Source organism: Novipirellula galeiformis, from assembly GCF_007860095.1.
GTDB lineage: Bacteria > Planctomycetota > Planctomycetia > Pirellulales > Pirellulaceae > Novipirellula > Novipirellula galeiformis.
In genome coordinates, this window is record NZ_SJPT01000001.1 from 1,256,940 (window position 1) to 1,274,309 (window position 17,370).

Below are 17,370 nucleotides of genomic sequence, written 5' to 3' on the forward strand. Positions count from 1 at the left end.
GTTTTCGTAACGCGAACCGCGTCCCCACTTGGCTGCCTAGCCCATTTTGACTGACTCTTTTACCTTTTGGTTAACTCGAAACATCCGCGAGGCTTTCGCGTAAGTTGTTTTCTCACTTACGCTTCCGGTTAATTTACGGCTGACGTTGGCACTGTCCTGCGAAGCCAGGATCGGGAGGCAACGGAAGTAAGTTTCCCGCACCCGCTGCTGGAAACCGCTGCTGCGGGGTTTTGAACCACGGGGAACCGATACTTTTTTCACGCGATTCCAACGCGAAATCGACATTATGGACCTACTGCTTTATCTAGCCCTAATCCCCTCGCTTGGTGTTGCAGCCCAATGGATTGCGTGGCGAACGGGTTTACCTGGCATCTTGCTGCTGTTGTTGTTCGGAGTCCTGTTGGGGCAGTTTGTCCAACCGGATTCGTATCTTGCCGAATTGACCGGGGGCGAGATTGCCAAGGCAGGTCCCGAGTTATTGTTCCCGATCGTTTCGCTCTCGGTCGCGGTGATCATGTTCGAAGGGGGATTGTCGCTCAAATTTCATGAGCTTCGTGAAGCGGGCAGTGCCGCGTTTCGGTTAGTGACCCTCGGCGCATTGATTACGTTCTTGGGCACCGCGGTGGCCTCCCATTTCACGCTTGGCTTTGCGTGGCCCATCAGTTTTTTGCTGGGGGCAATTTTAACGGTGACCGGTCCGACGGTGATTGGCCCGCTGCTTCGGCAAGTCCGGCCGACCCGGCGTGTGGCGTCGACGTTGAAGTGGGAAGGGATCGTGATCGACCCGATCGGAGCGGTTTTGGCCGTGCTCGTGTTTGAGAATATTTTGGTGCATTCGTCCGAGCCGAATCTCGGTTCGGCGATTTTTATGCTTTCCAAAACCATCCTCGTGGGGATGGGACTCGGCTGCGCCGGCGGCGCTTTTCTGACCACAGCATTTCGGCGTTATTGGGTGCCCGATCAACTGCACGGGATTGGGACGCTTTCGGTCGGGTTGCTGTTATACGCAATCAGTGACCATTTGGCGCACGAGTCCGGTTTGATCACGGTGACCGTGATCGGATTGTGGTTGACGAATCAGCGTCACTTTGACATCGAGCACATCATCGAGCTCAAAGAGAACCTACGGACGCTGCTAATCGGTTGTCTGTTTATTGTTCTGGGTTCGCGCGTGGCCATTGATGATGTGATCGCTCATGGTTGGCATGGTTTGTTGTTTTTGCTGTTGATGATTCTGATCGTGCGGCCGATCTCCGCGTTTGTCTCGCTGTTGGGCTCGCCGCTTGATTTACGAGAGCGAGCCTTTGTCGCCTCGCTTGCCCCCCGCGGGATCGTCGCTGCGGCGGTTAGCAGTGTTTTTGCGTTGGAAATCGAACGCCGCGGCGGGGCGTTTGATCTCGCCGGCTCGGATCAACTTGCCACCGTGACGTTTCTGGTCATCGCGGGAACGGTCGCCGTGTACGGGATTGCCGCTTCGCCCATTGCTCGACTGTTGGGACTTGCCGATGAAAAGTCCAATGGAGCTTTGATTGCGGGTGCGGAACACTGGGTGAGAGACTTTGCCCTGGAGCTCAATAACGCGGGCGTGCCGGTGATGCTGCTCGACACGAACTACAACAAGGTTTCACAGGCGCGTGTCGCGGGGCTACGAGCGGAGTGCATCAATATTCTTAACGAGCATGCACGCAAGGATCTGACGGTGGCGGGGATTGGGCGTTTTCTGGCCATGACCCCGAATGATGAAGTCAACTCGCTGGCGGTTCGAGAGTGTCGTGGGATGTTCGAACGCGCCCAGCTTTATCAGCTTAATTTCAGCGTGAAAAACACGAATTCACGGCGTGAAATGACCCGGAATTTGATGGGGCGACAACTTTTTCGCGAAGGGTTGACGTTCTCGAAAATTCGCGACCTGCATGAGTCCGGCGCCCTATTCAAAACCACCAAATTGTCCGATTCCTTCAGCTACACTGACTTTATTCGTCGGTATAATGAGGTTCCCGAACTGTTGTGTGTGATTTCAAGCGATGGAACCCCGCTGATGAATACGGTCAGCGATCCTTTGAAACCCGAGTCGGGGCAAACGATTATTTGTCTGGTCACGTCGGTTCCGTTGCCAGTCGAGCATGTGGCGATGGATCCAGAGACCAAGTCGGCAAAAGGATAATGCGTTGGCAAAGCCATTGGTCGCTTTGGCGAAGCGAATGATGACGTTGCGGGACCTGCATGATCCTGGATCCGTAACCCACTTCCCTTCCCTTTCTCGGTCCCTCTCTTATCGATGTTGATTCCTCCGTTCACGCTACTGCTTGCCCTGCTACCGCTGATTGGCTACCTGATTTTGATCGGTGGCATTCGCGCCTCAGGACGGGCGATGATTACGACCGGAGCCCGTGACGTTGCTGCATTAGGGATTGCGATCAGCGGGTTGGTTGCGGTCGGACCCGCGGAATTGTTTTTCCCCACTCCGGCGGCCAGCATGTTTGGACCCTGGGTTTGGTTTGCGATTGCGACCTTCTACTCGCTTTGCTTGACCCTCATCGCGATCACAAGCCGGCCCAAACTCGTCATCTATGGTCGTTCGCCTGAGCAAGTCTTCGAGCCTTTGTTGCAAGCCGCTCGTCGGCTTGATCCTGCGGCGGTCGGCGATGCGACGCGGTGGCAAGTCACGTTGCCCACGATCCAAGTCCAATTGCGAGTCGATGGCCATCCGGGAGCGGACTCCGCTCAAATATTGGCGTTTGAACCGAATCTCACGCCTCGATTTTGGCATCAATTGCAAGGATATCTCCGCGAAGCGGTTCCCCGACAGTCGGTGCCACGCAATTTCGCAGGGTTTTCGATGCTCTTGGCTGCCGCCTGTCTGATCGGTCTTTTGCTTTGGCATAGCTCCGGTCGAGAAGAGCTTGTCGTTGAGGGCTTTCGTAAATGGTTGTGGCGATGAAATAATACCGTTGGTCTTTTATTCCCATCCCTTAGGGGCTGTCCCCAATGAAGGGCAGCTACTCAACCATGCTTGCAAAAGAAGTCAAACCTGGATCCGTCGTGGTCCACGAAGGAAACCCGATCGTCATCGTTTCGCTGTCGGTTCAATCGCCCTCAGCTCGTGGCGCCGCGACCTTGTACAAATTTCGTGGCCGCAATGTCGTCACGCGAAATAAAGTCGACATCACGTTCAAAGGAACCGATGTCGTTGCCGAAGCAGATTTTTCCAAACGCAATGTGCAATTGATGTATACCGATCCAACTCATATGTACGTGATGGATCAGGAGAGTTTTCTGCAATACGACGTGCCCATCGAAGATGCGGAAGAGCAACTTCCGTACATCACCGAAGGGCTCGAAGGCATTCGGGCACTGGTTTACAACGACGAGTGCGTGGGGATTGAGCTTCCAGCGTCGGTCGAGTTGACGATCAAACAGTGTGACCCAAGTATCAAGGGCAACTCTGCGACCGCTCGGACGAAGCCTGCGACCTTGGAAACCGATCTTGTCGTGCACGTCCCCGAATACATCAAAGAAGGGGAGCGAATCAAAGTCGATACCCGCACGGGCGAATTCTTGTCGCGTGCTTAGGGCTCGCGGGCGACATTTTCGATTCCGCAACACAACCCAACATCGAACGCTCGGCGGCGTTCGATGTTGGCAATTTTTACCGCAGCTCTACAAGGCAGCGGGCTTTTCAGCGGCGTATTTCACGAACGCTTTCGCGGTTTCGTCGGCATTGAAGTCACCTTGATAAAGGATCACTCGGCAGCGGATCGACATCGTTTCGCCATCCTTCAGGGTGGTACCTTCTGTTTTATCGCCGCCGTTGAAGTGGTAGTGGCCAAACGGGTTTGCAGCAAACAAACCGTAGGTGCGAACGTGCCAATTGCAGGGTGCGGCAAAACTCGACGGATGATAGAAAACGGACATCCCCACGGGCTTGTTATTGACCGGGCCCGAGTAATTTACCCAATTCGATTTCTTGGCCCAGGCTGCCGAGTCGGTTAGCCCTTCTGCATTGGTGATCTTGCCGCCCTGCTTGGCGTCAACCTTCATGGTGCCAGCGACGCGGATGCCCAAGCTTCCTTCTTTGGTATCACCGAAGTTCACATCGCCATCGGTCGCGCGCAGGACAACCTCAAAGTCGATGATTCGTTTTCCATCAAGCGTGCGAAAGGTGGTGCGACGTGAATCGGACAGCTGGCGTTTTCCTTCGCCGTCATTCCAGTCATTTTCGGTGGTGATGACGACCGCGTTGTGTTTTTTATCGACGGTGGCTTTCCCTGCAGTTTGGACAATCCGTCCCGCACCTTCATGGGCGTCATCGATCCAGAAATCGACTCCGTTGACCTCGCCGTGCGTGAACCACATTGAACGATGATGGTCGTGGTCTAATTTTTCGCCCTCGGTTCCCGATTTCATCGGGAAGTCACGCGTCATCCGTTCTCCCCCAGGGCCGATCACGGGATAAATAATCGGGAAACCGTTTTGGTTCGCGATATAGCCGGCGAACAATTTACCGTTGTCGTAAACGTTCCATCCCTTGGGCGAGTCTTCTTCGGTCACGCTCAACGTGGCGGTAGTCGCTGCGGTTTCTGCCCATGCATCGGACGAGCCGACCGCTGCGAACGCAACCGAGGCAGACGCGAGGGTAACAAAACGCAGCGATTTAAGTACTTGAGCTTTCAACTTTTCCATGGTCGTTCCTAGGGAGTAAAACAAAGTGGTCATTCAGCGGAACCTGGCAAGCCGGGCTCCGCCGATTGATATGGGGTTAACGGAGTTCGTTGGTGTCGATATTGGGCTTGGCATCGGGGACGCCATCGGTTTCGTCGCCAATGTCGTTCAGCTTATAGTTTAATTGCAGCTTTTCGATCCCGATGTCAACAATCACAAGATCTTGGCCGGGAGGAATTTTTGTTTGCGTTTCCAGTTCATTGGTATGGCTTGGAACGTCTTTATCCAGCACCGAGGCGACTTCGTGCCCGTCATCGACATCAAAGGCCACGAAGTCCAAGGTGCGGGTGCGGACCGGAGGGTTGCGGAATGTCGATCGACCACGCGTCAACAACACCGCAGGCGTCGAGTCGGGTTGATGGATGGTGCATCCCCAAGCTTCCTCGAATTCTTTTTGCCACAGTAGAGTTCCGTCGCCGAGTGAAATTGTAAACAAGGCGTTGGTTGTTTCGTGGTCGTTGCCTTCGCGTGTATGGAGCTGCGAGCTAGACGGCAATTCATTGGGTTTCGGGCGACGCATCGGCAGCAAGAAGAACTTATCCTCCAACCGCATCGCATGCAGCCCAATCAAGTCGGGGTAAGCGGGCAATTGCAAACTGCTGATTTCGGTGGCATCCATCAAATCCCAAAGGGTTGCGTTTCCCGCGGTGTCCAATAGTGAGAAATAGCGGCCTCCCACAATGCGGCCGTAGGACGCGGGGATGTTTTCGTTGGTGCGGTTCGCCTCGGCGGCTCGTTTGCTGAGTTTGATATCGTTGGTAAAGGGATTGATCAAGCGAATCTCATACTCACGTGACGTGGTGGTAGGTTGATACGCTAGGACATGTTCGCCTTGGGCGGTCCAAATTTGGCCGTGGGTCCATGGGGTTTCGCCTCGCTTGGCTCCGTCATGCAGGTCGTAAAACACCATTCGTTTTTCACTATCGGAAACCACCGCGATTTGCTTGCCATCGCAGAGGACGACGCCGCTAACGGGGGCATCCGAATTTCGCCACTGCGTTTCCGAGGTGAACAGATCAAGCGACATCAACTCACCGCCCTGGAGTGCCAATACACGGTCGCCAAGGATTGGGCCTAGATTGAACGTGGGGACCGGGGTTCGGGCGGTCGCACCATTGATCAAATATTGAAAAACCTGGTCGCCAAATCGAGTGGGGCTGCTGCGTCGTTTCAGCAGAGGTGAATCGTCACTACTGAGGCTGTGTCGCCAGAGGACCGATTCATTCGCTTGGCTATCGAGCCGATGCAAGTCGATCGCAACGAGCGCGTTGGGAGTGACGACGACCATCACGCCGCCAGAAATTTTGGCCTCGTTTTGTCCCATGTCACGTTGCCGGTTTTCGAGATCCAGCGGAATCCCGCGAGGATAGCCATGCGGATTTCGCAGCGCCAAGGCAAACGCACCTTCACTGACCAAACGCCAACCTTGGAATTCCCGGCCCGCTAAGATTGTCGTTTCCGAAACCTGTTGCTTTAGCGACATCGTCGCTCGCGTGCGACTCGGCCGCGGTTCCCACTTTAGGCTCGCTGAATCGGACCACTCCGGTGTTGTGATCAGTGGCAGCGTCGCGGCTTCGAGTTCATCGAGCATTGCGAGCTCGGGGCCATCTTCGCGACCGCGAAGCTGTTCTAAGATGTGAATCGCATCCTTGGCAAAACCGCTCCGCGCGTAAATTTTGGCCAGACGAAACAAGCGATCCGTCGGTAACGATTCCAATTGAGCGTCGGTCGCGAGTCGGTTACCGAGCTGCAAGCTGTAGGCGCGAAGCCATTCTTGTTCTTTCTCGAATCGTGTCGATAACTCGTTCCGAATCGGATCGGATCCTGTCACCGAACCGAATTGTTGTAGCAATCGCCACAACAAGTTATTGGGGCTATGGAGTTTATCTGCGAACGAATCGGCAAAGATACGGTTGACTCGCTCGCGATCCTTCGCCCCGGTTTGGCTCGCTAATTCGGCCGACCGCGCCGCTAACCAAGCGTCGAGCGAACACTGACGACCCGCATCTGAGACAATGCGATTGATCGCATCTTCGCTGGCGGGTTCCGACGTCACGACGTTGGACAACTCAAGCATGTACTTCGCGGCATCCTCGTGCTTTTCAGCTTGCAGTGCCGCACGCACCCGTAACGCTAATAACTCCACGCGTTGTTCGGGTTGGTAAATCAACTTATCAAGCGTTTCCACTAAGCCGCCATCGACTTCGGGGGATTCACGTAGCGAGTCGAGCATGGCTGCGACCGACAACATCAATGCTTCGTCGTTGTCCGGTTCTTGCTCTCGTGCTCGGGCCAACAACGTCAACGCTTCGTCTCGCTGACCACGTTGAATTAGTAGTTCGGCTTTATGAATGAGCGCCTGGATATCCTCGGGGTTCCGCGCTAAGGCTTGCTCGATCTTGGGACCTAGTGACGCTTCCCCATAAGCGACGGCAAGCGAAGTGGGGCTGTGAGACATCAACTCGCCCTGGGCGGCAACGAGATTGCCGAGTGGGAATCGTAGTTGGCGACGATCCAACGCCGATCCGTCACTCAACGAGACCTTGATGATTTCATTCGATGTCGTGGGCAACAAATAATAACCTTCTCCAAACACGCCCCGTCCCGAAATGTTCTGACCGACCGTTAACAGGTCCGATGTCGTGGTCCACACATTGGTGCCGGTTTGGGCATCGTAGGCACTCATTTGGTTGGTCCCGACCAAGAAAAATTTGCCGTCACGGATCCCCGCCAGGTAGCGCATCGTGATGCGGTTTTTTTCACTAAACAATGCTTCCCCACTCACCAAATCGAATCCATAGAGTCGATCGGATTCGATCGGCGTGACCAGCAAGGTTTGGTCCGCCGCGATGGCGGTTCCGTTGTGCCAACGCTGCATCAGCGGCACGGTTTCGACACCGCGACCTCGTCCAGCCATGTTGCGAGCAAAATCGTCGTTTCGATTGAAGATCGTTCCCCAACGAAACATCCGGTCGACCAAGTCGATCGCGACCATCGCTCCGGCGCCGGTGGGGCAGATCAATACGCCTTCATGGAACGTCGGTGTCGCCCCCGCCACCCGCCGAACCGGATCGGTGTCGACGCCTCCCGTCTCCACGGCGGTCAGATGTTGACGCCACAATTCCTCCCCCGTGGCTGGATCGAGACAGACCAATAAGATGTCGCCCGCGATTTCAACAAGCGAGTAAAGGCGTCCATCAAGTGGCAACGGTGGGCCGAGGAAAAACGCGTCGCTCAGTGTCGATGCGGTGCTCTCTCCCTTGCCCAGACGCCACAATAGTTTTCCTTCGGTTGCCAAATCCAACGCGACAAGCGTATTGGAACTGCTGTCGGCAGGACGGGTGCCACGCATCCCCATGATCGGACTAAACGATGCCATCTCGACTTCACCAAGATCATCGACCATGAACACCCGCTTGCCATCGCTACTGATTTCTCCGTAGGGCAAGTCATTCCAAACACGTTGGGTCAACAGGTCCGCAGCATCGTCTTCGCCGGGAATGGCGTCAAACTCGATCTCGTTGGATTGATGGCTTTGATGGGGCGAGAACCATGGGTACATCCAAATGCGTTTGCCGCTGAGGTAGTCGACGCCCACGAGCCGTTCGGTGGTTCGCATCAGAACTTGGTCACCGACCCGAATCGGAGTCCAGCTCGGCGGCGGCAATTTTCCACTCGATGCTAAGCTCGATGACACCTCTCGAAGGGTGCGACCTTGGCGTGGACTGGCTGTTGTATCTAGCAACCAACGTTCATTCTCCAGCGGCATTTCACCCTGGCTCAATTCATTGCGATTGGGTTCGCCACCGAAGATCGGATAGTCGGCGTCGTTGCGCTCGATGGCATCGCGGTTGAGCAGGTGCTTTTCAAGCCAGCTCTTCCACTCGTCGGCCGAAGCAATCGTTTCCGATTTCCCATCGATCGTGACCGACGCCCCTTTCCAATCAAATTCGGCAACGTCACGACCCGATGCGTGGCACGTCGCTGCGTAAAGGAGGTGGACTGATTCACCTAGGTGTGAAATTGCCGCCGGTACCGTCACGATGTCGTCAAGCAACATCGAAGCGGCTAACGCATGACCGCCGTAGAATTCACGTTTGGCTAGTAATAGCGACGCTTCATAGCCTGCGTCGGTGTGAAAATACATGCGTCGAACCGCGGCCACGGCTTTCCAATCGCGTGTCGCGGCCGCATCGCCGAGCATCTTACGCGATAACGGACCGTAGCGAAGTTGATAGGTTTCGCGGGCTTGGGAAGGCAGGCTGCCGACGATGTCGCGCGCCCGACGAAAAAGACTCTCTTTGAATAGAGTCGTGCCGTTTGTCGCTTCATCGGCGTCCAGGAAAAAATCTTGCCCGCCAAGTCCATTCTCGTCGTTCGCTCTGGAGTCTCGCTGTAACAGGTCGCCAAGTCGCACTACCGCATCACTGTAACTCTGACTTTCAATCGCACGCTCCGCTTCACGTAGTTGCTGCAGCATGCCTCGCGGTGCTTCAATAAACCGTCCCGATTGTGCCCCCGAGATCGGGCGAAAGAACCCTTGCGCCCAACTGCCTTTCGTCATCGTGACTGAGGCGAGGACGAAGAGACAAGCCACCGAGAAATGCAATCGGTCCATCTTTAAGCACGTACGCACAGCAAATCCTGTGAATGAAAGGGTGAGGGGGCGGACGATTTTAGTGAGCCGCAACGAGTTTTCCCTACAACGTATTGTACCGCAAAGCACCCGCTCGATTGGACCGCAGGTTAGCAAGTTTATGGGATCCTCGCGCAATCCGACAAAGCCGAATGCTTCGATATTGACGCAGCTGCCCTGCGAATGCCGCGAGGTTCTGCGGTGTCCGCCCGCCCGCTCGCCCGCAGGCCCGCTCGCCGGCCCACGCGCCCATCCACGCGCCCGTCCGTCCGCTCCTGTAACGCTTCGAAAAGCAGTTGCCGCCTCGTCGACGAAACTCCCAAACCGAACGCGCCGAAATTCTCGCCGCGGTTCACGACGAGATCCGCATGCGTGATGGACCGAGGAGCCGCATGCGCGACAGACCGAGGGGCGATGTGAAAGCAACCGGAGTCACATCGGGGGCGGCTAAGTACACCGGCGAAAAAAGCCGCGTCGCATCGTGACCTCAAGCGTCGCGATAACGCGCACTAAACCTTCTTCGGTTTTGCCGATTGAACGCAGGAGCGGATCTGCGCAAACACCTCATCTGGCGATCGACTGCCATCGATATGTCGCACGATCCCGTGGCTTTCGTAGTAATTCAAAAGCGGAGCGGTTTGGTTGAAGAAAACGCGAAGCCGAGCGGAGATCGTTTCTGCATTGTCATCGGGCCGGTTCTCGATCTTAGCTCGATTCAACAGTCGTGAAACCAGTTCCTCCTGTCCGACGCTCAAATCAAGAACGAGATCCAAGCCATCGTTCTTGGTTGCTAAATGCTCATCGAGCATTTGGGCTTGGTCGAGCGTTCTGGGGAAGCCGTCGAACAAGCACCCCCCCCTGCAATCGCCTTCGACCAATCGCTTCGTCACGATTCGCATGACAAGATAATCGGGGGCGAGTCGACCGCCGTCAATGTATCCCGATACGATCCGCCCCAACGCGGACTCCTTGCGCGTCGCGCGCAACATCTCGCCGGTGGAGAGATGAGGGATGTCAAGTAACTGCGTAAGCCGCTTGCACTGAGTTCCCTTGCCAGCACCCGGCGGTCCGATAAAGACGATCCGCATCGCGCTCTACTCTAGAAATGCGTGAACTCAACTGTAAAACGCCAGCTCGTGATCTAGCGTATCTCGAACCGAGGTCGAGATACGATCAACGAGTCAGCTCACCACGTGCCAATGGTTCGACTAAACCACCGGCGAAACGCCTCCGCCGGCTCCTTCAAGCAAGCCGCGATAGTTTCTCATCACCAAGTGCGAGTCGATTTTTTGGACCAGGTCAAACGCAACACTCACTGCGATCAACAGACCGGTGCCGCCGTAGAAACCGGCGATCGAGTAAGGCACCCCAAGGGAGCCGTAGACGATTGTCGGAACGATTGCCACGATCGAGAGGAAGCCTGCACCCACGTACGTGATTCGCACCATTACCTTTTCCAGGTAATCGGTCGTTCGTTTCCCAGGTCGATAGCCGGGAATAAACGTTCCACTGTCTCGCAAGTTGTCTGACATTTCCTTCGGGTTGAAGGTGATCGCCGTCCAGAAGAAACAGAAGAAGAAAATCAACGCCACATACAATAGATTGAAGATGTACGACGTCTGGTCGCTCAGCGTCAAACTAAACATGTTCAGCACGTTAAACACGCCTCCGCCACCCTCGAAGCGTCCGGCCATGAAACCAAACATTACGCCTGGGATCATCAACAAGCTGCTCGCGAAAATAATCGGCATCACGCCGGCTTGGTTAATGCGTAGTGGCAAGTGTTGACGTGTGCCACCGTAGACGCGACGACCTCGAGTGAACTTGGCCGATTGAGTTGGAATCTTGCGTTGTCCGAGCGTGATAAAGACCACGCCGAAAACGACCCCTACAAACAACAACACCAATAAGATCAATGTTTCAATACCGACCTGGCCGCGGCTCAGCCCCGTCAGCTCGGTTTTCATGTTACGGATCAATTCGTACAGTGCCTTCGGCATCTGAGCCAAAATGCCGGCCATGATCAGCAAACTGATCCCGTTGCCGATCCCGTATTCGTCGATCTGTTCGCCGAGCCACATTAGGAACACGGTTCCACAGGTCATCACCAACACGGCCACCATTTGCCAGCCAAAGTACAAGCCGGTGGCATCCGCGTTTAGGAAGTTCGGATTGATATTGCCGTAGCCGGTGCTACCACCCGCCATCAACATGAACTTGAGGTACATGTAGCTCTGGATCACACAGATGAACACGGTCAAGTAACGCGTGTATTCGTTCAGTTTCTTGCGGCCAGCTTCGCCTTCCTTTTTCAACTCCTCGAGCGGTTTGTACACGCTGCCGAGCAGTTGGAAGATAATCGATGCCGAAATGTAAGGCATGATTCCGAGACCGAAGATGGTCGCTTGGCGAAGATCGCTAGCAGCGAACACGCTAACTTTCTCGAAGAAATCGGAGGCCGCTCCGCCCGCCGCGTCGCCCATGTTTGTTGCAATCATCGGCAGCGGAATATGAAACCCGATCCGATAAACCGCCAAGAGGCCGATGGTGAGGAGAACCTTCTTACGAAGCTCAGGAATCGAAAAAATGATTCGTAGTTTCTCAAACATACGTCTAGGCTATCTCAGAGTGTGGGACAGGTCTTTGCGAAGAAAGCCTGCCTAAATCCTAATGGCAGACCCCGAAATCAAGGCTGCCCCACGATGTGAACGCTGATTGCTTCACTTACATTTATCGGCCGAGTCTATCGTTTACACGAATTTGCAGCGATAGGGAAGTGAGTCTTGAGCTAATAAAAAAGGGATGAATGCTCGCATCCACCCCTCTTCGTTTAATTCATAGTTTTTTCGAACGCTAAGCGATCACGCTTTCGCTTCACGTTGCTTCTTCAAATCAGCAGCGCGCTCAGCGGGTGGGCGTTTGGCGATCAACTTGATGATCGTTCCTCCCGCCGCGGTGATCTTCTCTTCAGCTGACTTGCTGAAGCGGTGTGCCGACACGGTCAGCTTTTTGGTCAATTCGCCGTCGCCGAGGATCTTCACTTCGTCGAAGGTACCTTTCGCAAGGTCCTTCTCCGCGAGCAACTTCAAAGTGACTTCCGCACCATCGTCGAAGCTATCGTTCAACCGACCGACGTTCACTGCGAATACGGTCAGCGCCCAACGGTTGTTGAAACCACGCTTTGGAATGCGACGGAACATTGGCATCGCACCGCCCTGAAAGTTGGGCTTGCGGCTGTATCCGCTGCGACTCTTGTGTCCGTTGTGACCACGGCCGGACGTCTTTCCGGTACCACTACCGGGACCGCGACCAATTCGTTTTCGGGCGCGGTGCTTGGTTATCCCGCGATGCACGTCGTTGAGGTTCATAACGAAACCTGAGCCAATTTCTTATTGTAATCGTTGTCTAGTTGTTCGCCGAGTTCGGACCGTACTATACGGTCAACTCGTTGAGTTCTACGCCCCGCAAAGCAGCGATCTGCTCGCGTGTACGCAGCTTGGAAAGTGCGTCGATGGTCGCTTTGACCAATGTGACTGGATTGTTGGTTCCGTATGATTTGGTCAAGATGTCGTGGATGCCGCATGCTTCGCATACCGCACGAACCGCCTGCCCAGCGATGATACCGGTACCAGCTCCTGCTGGAATCATGACAACCTTGGCGGCACCGAAGTGACCCCAAACTTGATGAGGGATGGTTCCGTCAACCACAGGAACTTCAATCAAGCTATTGCTAGCTTGCTTTTGTGCCTTTTGAACGCTTGGGGGAACCTCGTTTGCTTTGCCGTAGCCCCAACCGACTTGGCCCTTGCCGTTGCCGACAACAACCATCGCTGCAAAACTGAAACGCCGACCGCCTTTAACAACGGCAGCACAACGCTTGATCTTGACGACGCGATCTAGCAAATCACCGAGATGGTTTTCTTCGCTATTATTTCGCTTGTTTCGTGGTCCGTTACTAATCGTTCTGTCCTCAGGAAATGTTTCTTTACGTTCTGATCAAACTTTAGAATTGCAGTCCGGCTTCTCGCGCGGCTTCTGCGAACGCCTTGACCCGACCGTGGTACTTGTTGTGACCCCGGTCTAGTTTGACCGCTGTGACTCCGACCGACGAGGCACGTTCCGCGATTAGCTTTCCGATCGCCGCGGCCGCGTCATTGTTTCCGCCATTGCTTAAGCTGGCTCGGACGCTCTTGTCCAACGTGCTCGCACTCACAAGGGTGCGACCCGACTCATCGTCGACCAATTGGCAACCAAAGTGCTTGAGTGACCGTTGAACGCAAAGTCGAGGATGATCAGCACTGCCTCGCAATTTATTGCGCACGTGGTGCCGTCGACGTAAACGTTTCTTTTGCAGCTTCTTATTCTTGTCCATCGTTCTATTCGCTAGCTCTATGCCCAGATTTGATTTTACGCCGAATGACTACTTGGTCGCAGACTTACCAGGCTTGATCTTAACGTATTCGCCTTGATATCGAATCCCCTTGCCTTTGTAAGGCTCAGGAGTACGACAAGCACGCACTTCGGCGGCAAATTGGCCAACGCTCTGTTTGTCGCAGCCTTGGACGACAATATGAGTCTGGTCCGGGCAGCTGACCTGTAGGTTGCTTGGGATCTTGCACTGCAATTCGTTGGCAAAACCAACACGCAACTGCAACACATCTCCGCTGATCGACGCCAAGTAGCCAACGCCGACAATTTCTAGTTTCTTCTCGTAGCCCTTCGTCACACCCTCGATCATGTTTTTCACGAGAGCGCGGGTCAATCCGTGAAGCTCACGCGAGGTGCGGTCGTCGTTATCACGACTGACGATCACTTCGTTGTCGTCGCCATTGATGGTGACGGTCACTTCGGGGCGATGTTCAAACGTCAACTTGCCCTTGGGGCCTTCTACTTCGATGACGTTGCCGTTAACAGCCACTTTCGCGCCACTGTCGATTGCAACCGGCTTCTTTCCGATACGGCTCATTGTTTTGTCTTCGTTATCTGCGGAGATGTCTACAACGAGAACATCTGCGTTTGACTGTGCAAATTTATGGATTGAGTTTCGCTTACCGCTGGCCCACCGGCGAAGTCGCCGAGTGGTAACCGAGCTGCAGCACTAGGATACTTCGCAAAGAACTTCGCCACCGACATTGTCGCGGCGAGCTTCACGATCGCTGACCACGCCCTTGCTGGTGCTGATGATGCTAATGCCCATCCCACCGAGAATCGGTCGCAGTTCTTTGCTGTGGCTGTACAAACGACGGCCAGGCTTGCTGATTCGCTTGATCGATTGGATCACGCGTTCGCCGTTAGGGCCGTACTTGAGTTCTAGGCGAAGGGTTGGCGAAGGATTGTCTTCGTCAACTTCTTTCCAGTCCCAGATGAATCCTTCTCGCTTGAGCACATCCGCAACACCGCGTTTAACGCGACTCGTTGGGATATCCACATACGGCTTTTCGACGCGTACCGCGTTGCGGATTCGAGTCAACATGTCGGCAATTGGGTCTGTCATCATAATTAAGTTCTCCCCTTTTGAATTACCAACTGGCCTTGCGAACGCCGGGGATCAACCCAATGTTGGCGTTTTCGCGAAAACAGATTCTGCACAAACCAAACTTGCGATACACCGATCGAGGACGACCGCAAAATTTGCAGCGGTTCTCTTGTCGAGTGCTGAATTTTGGTTTTCGTGCGGCCTTCGCGATTTTCGATTTACTTGCCACGGGCGCTGGTTCCGTTGATTAATTCAGGGTCTTTGTTTTGTTTCGTAATAACATGTCGATAGAAGCGACAAGACGATCGCGACTCTAAGCGGCGTCGGTCTTTTTCTTCTTTTCAGCCTTGAAAGGCATTCCAAACTGAGTCAGCAGATCGCGAGCTTCATCATTCGTTTTTGCCGATGTGACGATCGTGATGTTCATTCCCTGGGGACGGGTGAATTTGTCTGGGTTCAACTCGGAGAAGACCAGTTGTTCACTCAAGCCAAGAGTGTAGTTTCCACTACCGTCGAACGCGTTCCGGTTGATACCGCGAAAGTCACGAACTCGCGGTAACACGATCGAAATCAAACGGTCGAGGAACTCGAACATCCGTTGGCGTCGTAGTGTCACCATGCAACCGATCGGCATACCTTCACGCAATCGGAATCCGGCGATCGATTTGCGAGCCAAGGTCACCACAGGCTTTTGGCCTGCGATCTCGGTCATGGCTTCGTACGCCAAGTCGAGGACCTTCTTGTCGCCGGTCGCCGCGCCCACACCCATGTTCAACGTGATCTTTTCGACACGTGGGATTTGGTGCGGATTCTGGTAGCTATGCAGATCGGCCAACGCTTTGCGTATGGTCTCTTCATAGCGAACTTGCATTCGTGGTTTGGATTCAGCCATTTTGGCTCAGCTACATCTAATGTGTTGAACGGTTGTATTGTATTTTCACCGAGCCGTTTCACTGAACGACTCGCAGCCGATTTGTTGGCGAGATTAACGCCAACAAGTCACCAGCTACTTTGCTGCGTAGGTTGCTCTTGCTGGAGCAATTTTGCCCAGCGATGCGCCACTTTTCTTGGCGAAACGTTCTTTGCTGCCGTCGGCCAAGTAGCGGACGCCAACGCGAGTTGGGGTGCCGGTGGTTGGATCGATCAGCATGACATTGCTTGCCGAGATGGGCATCTCTTTGTTGAGACGACCGCCTTGGGGGTTCTTTTGGCTGCGGCGAACGTGCTTCCAAACTCGGCCAGCACCTTCGACGACAACCTTATTTTCTTTACGATCGATTTTCAGGATCTTTCCTTTGTGCCCTTTGTCGGCACCAGCTGTCACCTGGACTTCGTCATCAACGCGGAAAAACATGGTAATTCGTACTTGGGTAAAAATTTGGATTGCTTAATCTATCGTGGTTTTCTAGAAAGCCAAGACTCCGAACGGCTTTGTTCGCCTGAATCTGGCGACTTTCCTTCAAATTAAACCACTTCGTTCGCCAGACTAACGATCTTCATGAAGCTTCGGTCCCGAAGCTCACGAGCAACCGCACCGAAAATACGCGTTCCACGAGGGGCTTTGTCCTTGTCGATCAAAACGACAGCGTTTGTATCGAACTTGATGTAGCTACCATCGGGGCGTCGGGTCGGAGTCTTGGTGCGAACGATGACCGCACGCACAATCGCTTTCTTCTTGACGTCGCTGCCAGGAATAACGCTCTTGACGCTGCAGACAATCACATCACCGACTCCAGCAAACCGGCGACGACTGCCTCCGAGTACCTTGATGCACATCACTTGACGAGCGCCAGTGTTATCGGCGACTTCGAGACGGGATTCTTGTTGGATCATGATCTATCGTGGCCGGAGGCCATTCCGCTACTAAACGAAAATTATGTGTTGTTACACGGCTTTTCAACCGTCGGTTCAAAGCCGCGTCGCTGGGGTACAGCGTTGGGTTCAATGGCTTAGCGTCTAATTGGACTCAGCCGCGTGGGTCGCTTCCATCGCCTCGGTTTCAGCCGATGCTTTACGAGCCGCACGCAGTGCAGCCACATCCACATCGGTGCTCTTTTCGAGCACGCGGACCAACCGCCAACGCTTGAGCTTGCTCAATGGCTCGGATTCGATGATCTCAACGCGATCGCCAGCACCCGACTCGTTGTTCTCATCGTGGACATGGCAAACCGTCCGTCTGCGAACATACTTTTTGTACTTCGGATGTTTAACGACACGGTTGATCTCGACGCGACGAGTCTTGCTCATCTTGTCGCTGGTCACGGTTCCGGTAACGACGCGCTTTGGCATAGGTCTTTAGTACCCGTTGGCGGACGGGAAATTAGGGGTTAGTTGTAGTCGCCTTGGAACGCTCTGTTTGGATCGTTTTGACCCGAGCAATCGTGCGACGGTTTTTTCTGATTTCGCTCGGAGTGTTGAGCCGTTCCGATTGAGACTGGAAACGCAAGCGAAACAGGGTTTGACCCGCTTCATTTGCAGTCGCTTCCAGCTGATCGTCGCTCATCTCGCGAAGTTCGGTTGTCTTTGTCATAGCTTT

Annotated in this window: 18 protein-coding genes; 3 read left to right on the forward strand and 15 right to left on the reverse strand. The window is 54.3% G+C overall.

The genetic code is table 11. The annotated features are described in order from the left end of the window. The first annotated feature begins 286 nt into the window (after positions 1–286). From Pla52o_RS04575 to Pla52o_RS04585, 3 genes are all read left to right on the forward strand, one after another. Positions 287–2,164 (forward strand): cation:proton antiporter, encoded by a 1,878-nt coding sequence (locus tag Pla52o_RS04575; RefSeq protein ID WP_146593348.1) that lies wholly within the window; start codon positions 287–289, stop codon positions 2,162–2,164. 114 nt (positions 2,165–2,278) lie between these two features. Then, the gene (locus Pla52o_RS04580) at positions 2,279–2,941 is read left to right on the forward strand and encodes a hypothetical protein (RefSeq protein WP_146593349.1); all 663 of its coding nucleotides are present in this window, start codon (positions 2,279–2,281) and stop codon (positions 2,939–2,941) included. A 68-nt stretch (positions 2,942–3,009) separates the two neighbouring features. Beyond that, positions 3,010–3,573, forward strand: coding sequence for an elongation factor P (locus tag Pla52o_RS04585; protein WP_146593350.1), 564 nt, complete (start codon positions 3,010–3,012; stop codon positions 3,571–3,573). An 87-nt stretch (positions 3,574–3,660) separates the two neighbouring features. Here Pla52o_RS04585 and Pla52o_RS04590 read toward each other — a convergent pair whose 3' ends face one another. The 15 genes from Pla52o_RS04590 to rpmC all read right to left on the reverse strand — a co-directional run bounded on the left by Pla52o_RS04590 (position 3,661) and on the right by rpmC (position 17,364). Then, on the reverse strand, positions 3,661–4,683 hold the full coding sequence (locus Pla52o_RS04590) for a DUF6807 domain-containing protein (protein ID WP_197168986.1): 1,023 nt from the start codon (positions 4,681–4,683) through the stop codon (positions 3,661–3,663). A 76-nt stretch (positions 4,684–4,759) separates the two neighbouring features. Continuing rightward, positions 4,760–9,358: an outer membrane protein assembly factor BamB family protein gene (locus Pla52o_RS04595; protein ID WP_197168987.1), complete on the reverse strand. Its 4,599-nt coding sequence runs from the start codon at positions 9,356–9,358 to the stop codon at positions 4,760–4,762. A gap of 509 nt (positions 9,359–9,867) precedes the next feature. Continuing rightward, positions 9,868–10,446: an adenylate kinase gene (locus Pla52o_RS04600; RefSeq protein ID WP_146593353.1), complete on the reverse strand. Its 579-nt coding sequence runs from the start codon at positions 10,444–10,446 to the stop codon at positions 9,868–9,870. A gap of 120 nt (positions 10,447–10,566) precedes the next feature. Continuing rightward, on the reverse strand, positions 10,567–11,967 hold the full coding sequence (gene secY, locus Pla52o_RS04605; RefSeq protein WP_146593354.1) for a preprotein translocase subunit SecY: 1,401 nt from the start codon (positions 11,965–11,967) through the stop codon (positions 10,567–10,569). 252 nt (positions 11,968–12,219) lie between these two features. Then, positions 12,220–12,726, reverse strand: a complete 507-nt coding sequence (gene rplO, locus Pla52o_RS04610; RefSeq protein ID WP_146593355.1) for a 50S ribosomal protein L15 — start codon at positions 12,724–12,726, stop codon at positions 12,220–12,222. Positions 12,727–12,790: 64 nt separating this feature from the next. Next, entirely contained in the window at positions 12,791–13,318 is a 528-nt protein-coding gene (gene rpsE, locus Pla52o_RS04615; RefSeq protein WP_146593356.1) for a 30S ribosomal protein S5, read from the reverse strand. Positions 13,319–13,361: 43 nt separating this feature from the next. After that, positions 13,362–13,730, reverse strand: a complete 369-nt coding sequence (gene rplR, locus Pla52o_RS04620; RefSeq protein WP_146593357.1) for a 50S ribosomal protein L18 — start codon at positions 13,728–13,730, stop codon at positions 13,362–13,364. A gap of 48 nt (positions 13,731–13,778) precedes the next feature. Continuing rightward, the gene (rplF, locus tag Pla52o_RS04625; RefSeq protein WP_146593358.1) at positions 13,779–14,324 is read right to left on the reverse strand and encodes a 50S ribosomal protein L6; all 546 of its coding nucleotides are present in this window, start codon (positions 14,322–14,324) and stop codon (positions 13,779–13,781) included. 132 nt (positions 14,325–14,456) lie between these two features. Further along, complete coding sequence (gene rpsH / locus Pla52o_RS04630; RefSeq protein ID WP_146593359.1) at positions 14,457–14,855, reverse strand: 30S ribosomal protein S8; 399 nt, start codon at positions 14,853–14,855, stop codon at positions 14,457–14,459. Positions 14,856–14,877: 22 nt separating this feature from the next. Next, positions 14,878–15,063: a type Z 30S ribosomal protein S14 gene (locus Pla52o_RS04635; RefSeq protein WP_081614327.1), complete on the reverse strand. Its 186-nt coding sequence runs from the start codon at positions 15,061–15,063 to the stop codon at positions 14,878–14,880. An 84-nt stretch (positions 15,064–15,147) separates the two neighbouring features. Further along, the gene (gene rplE / locus Pla52o_RS04640) at positions 15,148–15,726 is read right to left on the reverse strand and encodes a 50S ribosomal protein L5 (RefSeq protein ID WP_146593360.1); all 579 of its coding nucleotides are present in this window, start codon (positions 15,724–15,726) and stop codon (positions 15,148–15,150) included. A 114-nt stretch (positions 15,727–15,840) separates the two neighbouring features. Next, a complete protein-coding gene (rplX, locus tag Pla52o_RS04645; protein WP_146593361.1) occupies positions 15,841–16,188 on the reverse strand; it encodes a 50S ribosomal protein L24 in 348 nt (115 codons plus the stop codon). A gap of 110 nt (positions 16,189–16,298) precedes the next feature. Next, entirely contained in the window at positions 16,299–16,667 is a 369-nt protein-coding gene (gene rplN / locus Pla52o_RS04650; RefSeq protein WP_146593362.1) for a 50S ribosomal protein L14, read from the reverse strand. 123 nt (positions 16,668–16,790) lie between these two features. Further along, a complete protein-coding gene (gene rpsQ, locus Pla52o_RS04655) occupies positions 16,791–17,123 on the reverse strand; it encodes a 30S ribosomal protein S17 (RefSeq protein ID WP_146593363.1) in 333 nt (110 codons plus the stop codon). Positions 17,124–17,154: 31 nt separating this feature from the next. Continuing rightward, on the reverse strand, positions 17,155–17,364 hold the full coding sequence (rpmC, locus tag Pla52o_RS04660) for a 50S ribosomal protein L29 (RefSeq protein WP_146593364.1): 210 nt from the start codon (positions 17,362–17,364) through the stop codon (positions 17,155–17,157). Positions 17,365–17,370 lie beyond the last annotated feature (6 nt).

Coding starts and splice junctions, on each gene's coding strand:
- Pla52o_RS04575 (WP_146593348.1), top strand. CDS start 287: ATGGACCTACTGCTTTATCTAGCCCTAATCCCCTCGCTTGGTGTTGCA.
- Pla52o_RS04580 (WP_146593349.1), top strand. CDS start 2,279: ATGTTGATTCCTCCGTTCACGCTACTGCTTGCCCTGCTACCGCTGATT.
- Pla52o_RS04585 (WP_146593350.1), top strand. CDS start 3,010: ATGCTTGCAAAAGAAGTCAAACCTGGATCCGTCGTGGTCCACGAAGGA.
- Pla52o_RS04590 (WP_197168986.1), bottom strand. CDS start 4,683: ATGGAAAAGTTGAAAGCTCAAGTACTTAAATCGCTGCGTTTTGTTACC.
- Pla52o_RS04600 (WP_146593353.1), bottom strand. CDS start 10,446: ATGCGGATCGTCTTTATCGGACCGCCGGGTGCTGGCAAGGGAACTCAG.
- secY (WP_146593354.1), bottom strand. CDS start 11,967: ATGTTTGAGAAACTACGAATCATTTTTTCGATTCCTGAGCTTCGTAAG.
- rplO (WP_146593355.1), bottom strand. CDS start 12,726: ATGAACCTCAACGACGTGCATCGCGGGATAACCAAGCACCGCGCCCGA.
- rplR (WP_146593357.1), bottom strand. CDS start 13,730: ATGGACAAGAATAAGAAGCTGCAAAAGAAACGTTTACGTCGACGGCAC.
- rplF (WP_146593358.1), bottom strand. CDS start 14,324: ATGAGCCGTATCGGAAAGAAGCCGGTTGCAATCGACAGTGGCGCGAAA.
- rpsH (WP_146593359.1), bottom strand. CDS start 14,855: ATGATGACAGACCCAATTGCCGACATGTTGACTCGAATCCGCAACGCG.
- rplE (WP_146593360.1), bottom strand. CDS start 15,726: ATGGCTGAATCCAAACCACGAATGCAAGTTCGCTATGAAGAGACCATA.
- rplX (WP_146593361.1), bottom strand. CDS start 16,188: ATGTTTTTCCGCGTTGATGACGAAGTCCAGGTGACAGCTGGTGCCGAC.
- rplN (WP_146593362.1), bottom strand. CDS start 16,667: ATGATCCAACAAGAATCCCGTCTCGAAGTCGCCGATAACACTGGCGCT.
- rpsQ (WP_146593363.1), bottom strand. CDS start 17,123: ATGCCAAAGCGCGTCGTTACCGGAACCGTGACCAGCGACAAGATGAGC.
- rpmC (WP_146593364.1), bottom strand. CDS start 17,364: ATGACAAAGACAACCGAACTTCGCGAGATGAGCGACGATCAGCTGGAA.